Annotated in this window: 8 protein-coding genes and 1 pseudogene; 4 read left to right on the forward strand and 5 right to left on the reverse strand. The window is 71.1% G+C overall.

What is annotated here, in order from left to right; translation table 11 throughout:
* Positions 1-151: 151 nt before the first annotated feature.
* The gene (locus tag ACFV7Q_RS28270; RefSeq protein ID WP_385432493.1) at positions 152-1,321 is read left to right on the forward strand and encodes a steroid 3-ketoacyl-CoA thiolase; all 1,170 of its coding nucleotides are present in this window, start codon (positions 152-154) and stop codon (positions 1,319-1,321) included.
* Positions 1,322-1,606: 285 nt separating this feature from the next.
* Here the strand turns inward: ACFV7Q_RS28270 and ACFV7Q_RS28275 are convergent, their stop codons facing one another.
* Positions 1,607-2,011 carry a transglycosylase SLT domain-containing protein gene (locus ACFV7Q_RS28275; protein ID WP_385432495.1) on the reverse strand — a complete coding sequence of 135 codons (405 nt, stop codon included), beginning with the start codon at positions 2,009-2,011 and terminating at the stop codon, positions 1,607-1,609.
* Positions 2,012-2,453: 442 nt separating this feature from the next.
* A complete protein-coding gene (locus ACFV7Q_RS28280) occupies positions 2,454-3,485 on the reverse strand; it encodes a hypothetical protein (RefSeq protein WP_385432497.1) in 1,032 nt (343 codons plus the stop codon).
* Between the two features lie 80 nt (positions 3,486-3,565).
* Between ACFV7Q_RS28280 and ACFV7Q_RS28285 the strand changes: the two are divergent.
* Positions 3,566-3,772 (forward strand): annotated as a pseudogene (locus ACFV7Q_RS28285) (IS5/IS1182 family transposase); the annotation flags it as partial.
* 15 nt (positions 3,773-3,787) lie between these two features.
* Here ACFV7Q_RS28285 and ACFV7Q_RS28290 read toward each other — a convergent pair.
* A complete protein-coding gene (locus ACFV7Q_RS28290) occupies positions 3,788-3,994 on the reverse strand; it encodes a hypothetical protein (RefSeq protein ID WP_385432498.1) in 207 nt (68 codons plus the stop codon).
* Positions 3,995-4,564: 570 nt separating this feature from the next.
* Between ACFV7Q_RS28290 and ACFV7Q_RS28295 the strand changes: the two genes are divergently transcribed.
* Positions 4,565-5,599, forward strand: a complete 1,035-nt coding sequence (locus ACFV7Q_RS28295) for a magnesium and cobalt transport protein CorA (RefSeq protein WP_385432500.1) — start codon at positions 4,565-4,567, stop codon at positions 5,597-5,599.
* Between the two features lie 88 nt (positions 5,600-5,687).
* Here the strand turns inward: ACFV7Q_RS28295 and ACFV7Q_RS28300 are convergent, their stop codons facing one another.
* Both ACFV7Q_RS28300 and ACFV7Q_RS28305 read right to left on the reverse strand, forming a co-directional pair.
* Positions 5,688-6,221 (reverse strand): DoxX family protein, encoded by a 534-nt coding sequence (locus tag ACFV7Q_RS28300; RefSeq protein WP_385432502.1) that lies wholly within the window; start codon positions 6,219-6,221, stop codon positions 5,688-5,690.
* Between the two features lie 140 nt (positions 6,222-6,361).
* A complete protein-coding gene (locus ACFV7Q_RS28305; RefSeq protein WP_385432504.1) occupies positions 6,362-8,068 on the reverse strand; it encodes a M4 family metallopeptidase in 1,707 nt (568 codons plus the stop codon).
* A gap of 331 nt (positions 8,069-8,399) precedes the next feature.
* On the opposite strand from ACFV7Q_RS28305, the gene ACFV7Q_RS28310 reads away from it, so the two are divergent.
* Complete coding sequence (locus ACFV7Q_RS28310; protein WP_385432506.1) at positions 8,400-10,325, forward strand: M20/M25/M40 family metallo-hydrolase; 1,926 nt, start codon at positions 8,400-8,402, stop codon at positions 10,323-10,325.
* The last annotated feature ends 43 nt before the right edge of the window (positions 10,326-10,368 follow it).

The raw sequence follows: 10,368 nt of genomic DNA on the forward strand, positions 1-10,368 counted from the left end.
TGCGTGGGGAATCCGTGGAGGCCGGGTGCAAGACCCTTGCGTGCCGGGCCCGGGGGTCATAAGACTGCGGGGAGAACTAGAACGCGTACTAGTTCAGGCGGGGCGCCGGGACGGCCCGCCGCGCCGGCACTGCGCAGGAGAGGACGAGCTCATGGCCGCGGAACCCGTCATCGTCGAAGCAGTACGCACGCCCATCGGCAAGCGCGGGGGCACGCTCGCCAACCTCCATCCCGCCTACCTGCTCGGCGAGACCTACCGTGAGCTCCTCGCCCGTACCGGCATCCAGCCGGACTGCGTCGAACAGATCGTCGGCGGCACCGTCACCCACGCCGGCGAGCAGTCGATGAACCCCGCCCGGACCGCCTGGCTCGCCATGGGTCTGCCGTACGAGACCGGCGCGACGACCGTGGACTGCCAGTGCGGCAGCTCACAGCAGGCCAACCACATGGTCGCCAACATGATCTCCGGCGGAGTCATGGACGTCGGCATCGCCTGTGGCGTCGAGTCGATGAGCCGCGTGCCGCTGGGCTCGGGGTCCAAGCACGGCCCCGGCAAACCCTTCCCGGACGAGTGGAACGTCGACCTGCCCAACCAGTTCGAAGCCGCCGAGCGGATCGCCCGCCGCCGGGGCCTGACCCGCGAGGACGTCGACCGGCTCGGGCTGCTCTCCCAGCAGCGGGCGGCCACCGCCTGGGCCGAGGAGCGGTTCAAGCGCGAGACCTTCGCCGTCCAGGTCCCCACCACCGAGGAGGAGCAGGCGGCGGGCCAGGGCATGTGGCGCCTGGTCCACCGCGACGAGGGCCTGCGCGACACCAGCATGGAGGCCCTGGCCGGGCTCAAACCGGTCATGCCGACCGCCGTGCACACCGCCGGGAACTCCTCGCAGATATCGGACGGCGCCGCCGCCGTGATGTGGGCCTCCCGTCGGATGGCCCGCGCCCTGCGGCTCAAGCCGCGCGCCAGGATCGTCGCCCAGGCCCTGGTCGGCGCCGACCCGCACTACCACCTGGACGGTCCGATCGACGCGACGCGGGCCGTGCTCGGCAAGGCCGGGATGTCCCTCAAGGACATCGACCTCGTCGAGATCAACGAGGCCTTCGCCTCCGTCGTGCTCAGCTGGGCCCAGGTCTTCGAGCAGGACCTGGCCAAGGTCAACGTCAACGGCGGCGGCATCGCCCTCGGCCACCCCGTCGGCGCGACCGGCGCCCGCCTGATCACCACCGCACTGCACGAGCTGGAACGCCGGGACAAGGAATTCGCCCTGATCACCATGTGCGCGGGCGGCGCGCAGGCGACCGGGACGATCATTCAGCGGCTCTGAGACCGCGGACCGGGCCGGGGATCGGGTCAGGGGCGCGGGCCCGACGGTCGGGGTCGACGGTCGGGGTCGACGGTCGGGGTCGACGGTCGGGTCCGGGGGCAGGCCCGACGGTCGGGTCCGGGAGTCAGGTCCGAGGGGCGTAGGCCGCACGAACCCTGTGGGATGGGAAGGCGAAGGCCCCGGGGTCGACCTGGGGAGGTCGACCACCGGGGCCTTCGTGCGTTCACGTCTTCGTGAGGTGCGCCCGCGTTCGTGAGGTGCGCCCGCGGGGGTGGTGCCACTGGCTTAGTACCAGTGGTTGGCCTGCCAGAACTTCCAGGCGGCGACGGGGCTGCCGTAGCGCTCGTTCATGTAGTCCAGGCCCCACTTGATCTGGGTGGCCGGGTTGGTCTTCCAGTCGGCACCGGCGGAGGCCATCTTCGACGCCGGCAGGGCCTGGACCAGGCCGTACGCGCCGGAGGACGCGTTGGTGGCGGTGTGGTCCCAGCCGCTCTCACGGGAAACGATGTTGTTGAAGGCCGCGAACTGCGCCGGGTCCTTGATCATCTGCTGGGCGATCGCCTTGGCGCTCGTCGGGGCGGCCTGGGCCGGAACGGCGGCCAGCATGGAACCGGCGGCGGCAAGGCCGATCACGGTACCCGCGAGGGACTTCTTGGAAGCGGCGATGCGGCGGATGACGGAGTGGGACACGGAGAGCCTTCCGTAGGGGACGAGGACGGTCGCGGCACGTCGAAGACGTGCGTGAGCCACTCACGCGGAGGAGAGGGGTTCGTCCCGGCGGGGGGCTGTGCGCCCCGGCCGCCTCGGCGACAACACCAGTTAGCCAGGCCACCGGCGCCCTGGCAAAGCCCCCCGTCTACTAGCGCGGCTCGCAGCCGGACCCGCGCAACGGGTCCACCGACTCCACGGGTTCCGGGGCAGATGGCCAGCGGTGTCGGGGGCGACGGAGGGGCGCTCGGGACCTACTAGCACGCCTCGTATGTGATGTGGCTCCTATGGGACGAGTCACCTCAGACACCCAGAAATATCACTGATTGCAACCACTCGTACCCCTTGGGGAAACGGGCCGGTCCCCGGATCCACCCAAGAATCCAAGGACGCAACGGGTCGGGGCAGTGGCCCGGCGCCGCCTCTACTGGATGCTCCAGCGGTGAGGGTGTCCCGGGTCGGAGGGGCAGGCGAAGACGTTGAGCTCGCCGTGGTTTCCCACGACGACTCCGGTGGGTTCCGCGGTCGGGCGCGGAGGAAGCTCCTGCTCCTCCACGGGCGCCCAGCTCTTGCTGCCCCCGTCCCATTCGGACGAGTCGACGGTCAGCAGGAGGTGCATCGGCGTCGCGCAGGCACCGCAGTCCATCGGGGAGGGGTCGGTACGGTGCCAGGAGACGAAGCCGCCGACGCGCCAGCCGGGCGGGATCGACAGGTCGTACTGGTAGCCGGGCAGTTCGGCGGCGCTGCCGTCGTCCTCCTCCTCGGCCGCCTCTTCCATGGCTTCCTCCCAGGCGTCGATCCGGGCGCACAGCTCCTCGGGCAGGAGCCCGGCGAACGGGTACGTGTCCACCTGCTCCGGGTACAGCACGCACGGCTCGGGCACGTACCCGTCGTAGCCGACGACCGGCGGCCGCGGAGGCTCGGCCAGGACCTCGCCGACCTCCGCCGCGTTGCGCCAGCGCAGGTGGAGCAGCATGCCGTAGCGGGTGGGGCCGTGGGCGTCGAAGGGACACCAGAAGAGCTGGAGCAGGTCGCAGCCGTCCGGCCCGGCCGGCAGGTCGGGGAGGTCGCGCCGGTAGAACTGGGCGACGGGGAGCATGGGCAGCGGATCGGTGTCGTTCGTTCCGGGCACGTGGTGCGTGCGGCCCAGCACTTCCATGAGCTGCAGCTCGTCCCCGGTGAGACCCTCGTGGGGGTGTCTCGCCCGTGCGGTCGCCCAGACCTGCCGTTCCTGGCGGATGTCCTCGATGCGCCGTCCACGGCCGCGGCCGTGGGCCTCCCGGCAAACCGGCCAGGGCTCGTCCGCCGGCCACAGCATCGGCCCGCCCACCGAGCTCTGCGACACGTCCGGAGTGCCCGGCCGCGGGTGGAGGCGGGTGGTCGTGCCGCGGTGCGCGGCGAGTTCCGGGAAGAGCGCCTCGACTTCGAGCGGGCGCGGCGGTGTCGTCCTCGTCATGCGAGCGACCCTAGAAGATCGGCGCACGAGGCGACCGGGCCCCCCTCCTCCCTGCTGCCGCAGGGCATCGCACCGATTACCAGCGGGCCAACCGCCGCCGTCGCGGCAGCAGCGGCGGCCGCCCACCCGCGTTCGGCAAGGAGGCCTACAGGCGCCGCAACGAGATCGAGCGCACGATCAATCGACTCAAGACCTTCCGGGCCGTCGCGCCCCGCTACGACGAGCGGGCCTACATCTTCCGGGGCACAGTCACGGTCGCAGCGATCCGTCTCTGGCTCCGACCGTGATCCGCCTGACAGAACCTAACTCAGGTAGAAGACGTCGAACTTTCCGTCGGGCCGGGGGGCGATGGTCGCCTCGCCCGGGCCCTGGGGCGGGTAGATGTTGAGGAAGTGCGCTGCGAGCTCCGCGTTCGGCTGGATGCTGACGCGCCAGGTCTTCGTCCCCGCCTCGCCCTCCATCGCCAACGACTTCTTGAGCTCCGCGTCAGCCGCGCTGATCTGGGGCATGGCCTGCTCCTTCGCATGGTGGCCGAGAGCGCCGCCCCGACCGGGCGGCAGCTGGAAGCTAGCACCGGAAACGGCCGAAACACGGCACACGAGCGGCGGTTCGATACCGAACCAGGTGGCGTTCCGTCGGGCGGCCTACAGCGGGGACGGGCCGGGCGCGCGGGCCCGCCGCCGGCCTCCGTCCGCACGCGCCCCGCCGGTGGTCGATCCGCCGAGATCCACCGGACAGGCCCGCTAGGTGGCCGATGTCCCGACGCCCGCTCGGACCGTGTGGCGGTCCGCGTACGCCGCCGGGACGAACCCGCAAGTCGGCCTGGTCCGCGTGGCTGGGCAGTGACGACCAGGACGTGCGCCTGCGTGGTCAGGCCAGCCGTCCGGTGCTCCGCCACCCGGCGGGACCGGTCGGCGTGCAGCTGCGCACCTCCGCGCGGCGTTCCTCTGCCGCTGACGTCCGCCCGCGGGATGCTGGAACCCCAGGACCATCCCGCACCCCGCAACCCGCACCCCCCGTCCCACCCCGACCCGTACCCGTCCCGTCCCGGCCCCGCTATCGACACAGAAGGGAACGCCATGATCGTCGACTGCGCCCACTACCGCGACGGGCGGCGCCAGCAAGAGGGCCCGATGTCGCTGGAGCGGGCGGCCGCGTGCTGCCAGCAGGGCGGTTTCGTCTGGCTGGGCATCTTCGAACCCGGTGCCGAAGAGATGGACACGGTGCGCCAGAGCTTCGGCCTGCACGAACTGGCCGTCGAGGACGCCCGGACCTCCCACCTGCGGCCGAAGGCCGAGCAGTACGAGGACGGCACCGAGCTGATCATCCTGCGCACCGCCCGCTACGACGACGAACGCGAGGAGATCGACACCGGGGAGATCAGCGTCTTCCTGTCCGAGCGCTTTGTGATCACCGTCCGCCAGGGCATCGCCAGCGAGCTGCACGGTGCCCGCAGCCGGCTCGAACGGCGCCCCGAACTGCTGCGCACCGGCAGCGCCTCGACCTTGTGGGCCATCCTCGACCAGGTCGTCGACAGCTACGCCCCGGTCGTCGCCGAACTCGACCGCGACATCGAGCAGATCGAGGCCACCGTCTTCTCCGGGACCGTCGCCCCGACCGAGCGGATCTACTTCCTGCGCCGCGAGGCCACCGACTTCTACCGCGCCGTGCACCCGCTGCTCGCGGTACTCGCCCGCCTGCTCAAGCCCGGCAGGGCGCCGGCCGAGCTGCTGCCGTACTTCAACAACGTGCACGACCACCTACTGCTGGTGAACGAGGAGGTGGCCGCGCAGCGCGACCTCCTGGCCACCGTCCTGGAGGCCAACATCGCGGTGATCTCCGTCGAACAGAACAAGATCAACCTGCGGCAGAGCACCACGATGGAGCGGCTCACGATCCTCGCGACCGTCTTCCTCCCGCTGTCGTTCGTGGTCGGCTTCTTCGGCCAGAACTTTCCCTGGCTCGTCGAGCACATCAGGGGCTTTCCGGCGTTCTTCGTCCTCACGGCGCTGGGCCTGGTGCTGCCCTCCCTGGCCTTCGTCCTCTGGCTCCATTACCGCCACCGCCCGAACGCGCCCGTGCTGCGCCAGGGCTACGACCGGGGCCCGGATTAGGACTGGGACCCACGCCGCCCCCACGCCGTCCGGCGTCGGCCGGTTCCGATGTGCTGGCGCCCTGCATCCGGCCTCTCCCAGCCCCGGATCACTCCTTGAGCAGCAGGAACAGGACGGCCAGTGCGACTGCGAGTACCAGGGCCGCAAGCCCGTAGACCGCGCGGTGGTTGCGGAGGCCCGGGACGAAGCGGTCCAGTGCGAAGCGGCCGGGGCCCGTGATGGCCAGTGTCGCCGCAGCAGCCGCGATCAGGAGTTCGAACTCGACGCCCTGCTGGCCGATCACGTCACCGGTCCACGTCACGGCGATGGCGTTGATCATGATTCCGACGATCGCGGCACCGGCCAGTGGGGTGAGGAGACCGACTACCAGGCCCAGGCCGCCCAGCGTCTCCGTGAGACCGGCGATCAGGGCCATGGTCGTGCCGGCCGGGTAGCCCGCCTGCTCGAAGGACCGTCCCGTGGTCTGGATCCCGGGGCCGTCGAACCACCCGAACAGCTTCTGGGTGCCGTGGACTGCCATGATCAGGCCGAGCACGAGCCGGAGCAGGGGCAGGCCGACGTCGTACGGGGTCGTCGTGCCGGTCGACCTGCGGTGTGCGGGGTCGGTGGATGCGGTGGGCATGTCGGCCCTTTCTGTGGGGGGAGGGCGGAGAACGGCAGCGCCCGGGAGGGGTTGACGCATTCACGCACTCGGTGTGGTGCGAGCCGGGGTGCCCGGCCCGGCCCGGCCGGGCACCCGCGGCGGGTCCGGAGCCCCGGCACTCACGCCATGGTGATGCCCACCTTCTGGTACGCCTGGTCGATCGCCGTCTGCGCGGCGGTCCGCAGCGCAGCGTTCCCGGAGAGGTACGTACTGGTGACGTCCCGCAACGCCCGGTGCATGTCCGAGAAGTCCGACTCCATCAACAGTCGCACCAGGGAGAGGTAGATCAGCAGCGACCACTCATCGGCCTTGAGGACCGGCCGGCCCGCCGCGTCCACCGAGGTGAGCAGGTGGAACATCGCCTTGTTGTGGATGTTGCTGTTGGTGTGCACTCCGCCGTTGTCGCCCGTCGTGTGCAGGTAGTCGCGCATGTGGTCGGGATCGCCGGTCCGGGTCGGATCGCTCATGTCGCGCAACGGCAGCCCGTTGCCGCCCAGTCCGGCCCCGAGCTCCCAGTTCCACGTGTTCACGTCGTCGCGGTCCGGCGCCTGGTACCAGTTGGCGATGATGACGCCCATCGTGTCCGCCAACGACTCGTTGAGGGCACCGGACTGGTCCTGGTAGATCAGGTTGCTGGAGGTCTCGATCACCCCGTGGGTCATCTCGTGTGCGATGACGTCGAGATGACGGGCCAGGCTGACCAGCCGGGCCCCGTCGGACACCTGGCCGTACCACATCCGCCTCTTGTACCAGACGGCGTTGAACCACTCGGGTCCCGGCCCGTGCGGGCGGTAGGTGCAATTGACGACGGACACCAGGTCCATGTCGGCGTCGTCGATGCCGTTCCGGTAGAGCTGGTCGCGGTAGTACTTCTCCACTCGCTCGGCATTGACGTGCGCCGAGACCCCGGCCCGGTGCCCGGCACCGAAGTCCGCCTGCGGCGAGCCGATCGCCGAGGTCGGCAACCGGGCGGTGTCGATGTCGGCGAAGTCCAGGTCGTAGGTGGCGATCTGCCGCTGCTGGTCGTGGAGGAGGAAGGAGCCGTCCCGCCGGCTGCCCTGGAAACGGTGACGGGCACTGATCTCGTCCTCGCCCTCCAGCCGGGTGGGCACGATGATCGTGGGCGCCATCCCGTACGACTTGAGTATCTCGCCGGAGTACGCGTCGACGAGGTAGCCGGTGAGCGGGAAGGCCTCGCGGGGGGACGCGCCTAGTCCATGGCCGCGTTGGCCCTCCTCACGGCGGTTCTCCGACAGTTGGGCCGGCACCTCGCGCAGGTGCCAGGCCAGGTGCCAGTGGTCGTTCCGGCTGACGTACGCCAAGGTCGGCGGAGGCAGCTCCTCGGCACTGACCGTGCTCCCCGTGGCCGTCTTGACCCGCTCCAGCGCTTCCGTGCCCGACAGTTCCGGCACGGAGCCGACGCCCGTCACCTCGCCGAGCTTGCCGTCCATCGCGACCAGCCGCTGGTTCTCGTCGATCTCGACCAGCACCTCGGCGCCGAAGACGGGGATCTCCTGCCGGGTCTGCTCGAAGCGGACCAGAGTGGTGCCCGTGCCGGCCTGGTGGCGCTCGGTGCTCAAGGTGAGGTCGGGCACCCGCTCGGGGCGGTCCTCCCGCACGGCCCCGCGCAGCGCCGGAGCTTCCTGCTGAGCGAGCTTCTCGGCCAGGTAGAAGCGTGCGGCGGACTCGGCTGAGTTGAAACTCCGGCGCTCAGCGCCCTCGCCCTCCGGGGCACTCACCCCGCGCACCGACTCGGGACCTGGAGGCGTGCCCCGTGCCTGCGGGTCGTCGGTGAAGTGGTAGCGGAATCTTTCCAACTGTGACATGACTATGTACACCGCCCCTCAGTGACGGCCCCTCCTGCGCTCCTCGCTCTCGTCGCCCCGCCCCTTCGCGCGCGTCCCTTCCAACGTCACACCAGGCGGCACCGGCAGCAACTGGACGGCTCGGCGCGATGTGCCCGGCACCCCGCAGCCGTCCGCGCTTCAACTGTGCGGTTTTCAAAGGGGTCCGCCCTGCGCCGGGGATGCGGTGACGCGGCCGCAGGACGAGGATGGAGTGGTCGGGAGCCTGTTCTCGGAGCAGCGTGCCCGGTCGTTCGCCGGGCGCGTGGCCTGGCCGAGGGCCCCTGGGCTTCCGGGTCACGGAGGACTTCAGATGCCCGTGCTCTTCTTCGACATCGGGGGGACCCTGGCGGATGCCCGTCTCGAAGCCGACGACTCGCTGACGCTCCTGCCCCTACCACGTGTGACCGCGGTGCTCGACGCCCTCGCCGACGTTCCCCAGGGCATCATCTCCAACCCGGGAACTCAGCAAGCGACGGTCGCGGCGGCCCTGCGTGAGGCGTTCCCCGGCCGTTTCACGGACGACGGCCTCGTCCATTGGGGTCCGAAGAACAACCGGATGCTCTTCGACGAGGCGGTCGCCAGCACGGCGGGCACGGCAGGTGACTGCGTCTTCGTGGGCGAGGACCCCCAGGAGCGCGCTTTCGCCCGGGAAGCGGGGATGCGCACTGCCGCCCACCCCGTGTTCGCCCCGGCGGCCGTGGAGAACCGTCCCGTGTTCTGGGCACGGATCGAGCTGCCGGAGGACCGGGAACTGCCCGACCTGGCGGTCGTCGCGAACGGGGCCGAGGTCGTTCCGGCACATGTCGCCTCCGAGCGGCTCGTGCTCGCCATGGCGAGCACGAGCGGTGTCGAAGCGCTCCAACGGGCCGGGTTCACCGTGGACGTGCGGGGGAACGTGGAGGACACCGCGGCCTTCCTCATCCGCGACAACCGTCCGCTCCCGGTCGTCGGGACGCACGGTGACGCTCCGTCCGCATCCCGGTCGGTGGCCGAGGGGGCGCTGCGCGCCACGACCGTCTTCGGTTTCGTCGCCGACGAACTGGCGGCTACGGCAGCTCCACCGGTCGCCCCGCTGGGGCCCGCGCCCGGCGGTGTCTATGTCGCCGCTCCTGCCGGCGCCCCGGTCGAGGAGGTGCACCTGCCGGGTGCGAAACCGGGACACACGGAACGGCTGCTACCGGACCCGGCGCTCCTCGACCGCCGAGCAGAGGCCCCACCGGCACGTCCCACCGCGGAACTCGGCGACGGCCTTCCCTCCCCGCAGACGGTCGCCGCGGTTCGTGCGGCCGTGACTCCCGAGGTGCTGCGTCGGCACGTGGCGTGCATCTCCGGTATCGAGCCGCTGGTCGAGGGCGGTTCGAAGGTCCGCAGCCGGGACGCATCGGCCGAGGACAACGCGCGGGTCGTCGAGGCGCTGGCGCACCGGTTCGAGGACCTCGGACTGACCGTACGACGGCACCCGTTCCGGTGGCGTGACCACCGGCTGCTGAACGTGGAAGCCCAACACACGGTCCCCGGCGCGGACTCCACCGTGCTCATCACCGCGCACATGGACTCCACTGCGGCGAACGGCGTCTTCGTCGACGCGGACGGCGAGCCGCGCCCCTACGATCCGGCGGTGGACCCCGCGCCGGGTGCCGACGACGACGGCAGCGGAACAGCGGCCGTCATGGCCGCGGCGGAGTGCCTGAGGGCGCTGCTCGACGACGGCGGGGCCCCGACCCGGAACGTGCGCTTCGTGCTGTTCAACGCCGAGGAACAGGGGCTCGTCGGCAGCAAGTTCTACGCGCGGGCCGCCGCTGCGGCAGGGGACCGCATCGCCGGGGTCTTCCAGATGGACATGATCGCGGGCCGGCAGGAGGGGAGCACGCCCATCGTCGAGATCCACGCCGGATCCTCCGTGCCGGGCCCGGTCGTGGACGCGTCCGACGCGCTGGGAGGCCGGGTCGCCCGTACGGTGCCCGTCATCGACCCCGAGGTGACGGTCCAGCAGCTCACCGGCCCCGACGACCCGGCAGTGGGCCGCAGCGACCACGCGAGCTTCCACGAGCGGGGGTGGGCGGCCATCGCCGTCTCCGAGGACCTGTTCTCCACGCCCGACGGAGAGCCCGGCACAGGCACACGGCAGTACCACACCCCGGGTGACACCCTCCTCGACCAGGACCACAACACGGAGTTCGCGGCGACCCTCGCGCGTTCCGTCACCGCGACCGCCCTCACGCTCGCCGGCCTGTGACACCAGGCAACCGTCCGGGCGCTGCATCGGGCCGCTGCGCGGG

Source organism: Streptomyces sp. NPDC059851 (assembly GCF_042732005.1).
GTDB lineage: Bacteria > Actinomycetota > Actinomycetes > Streptomycetales > Streptomycetaceae > Streptomyces.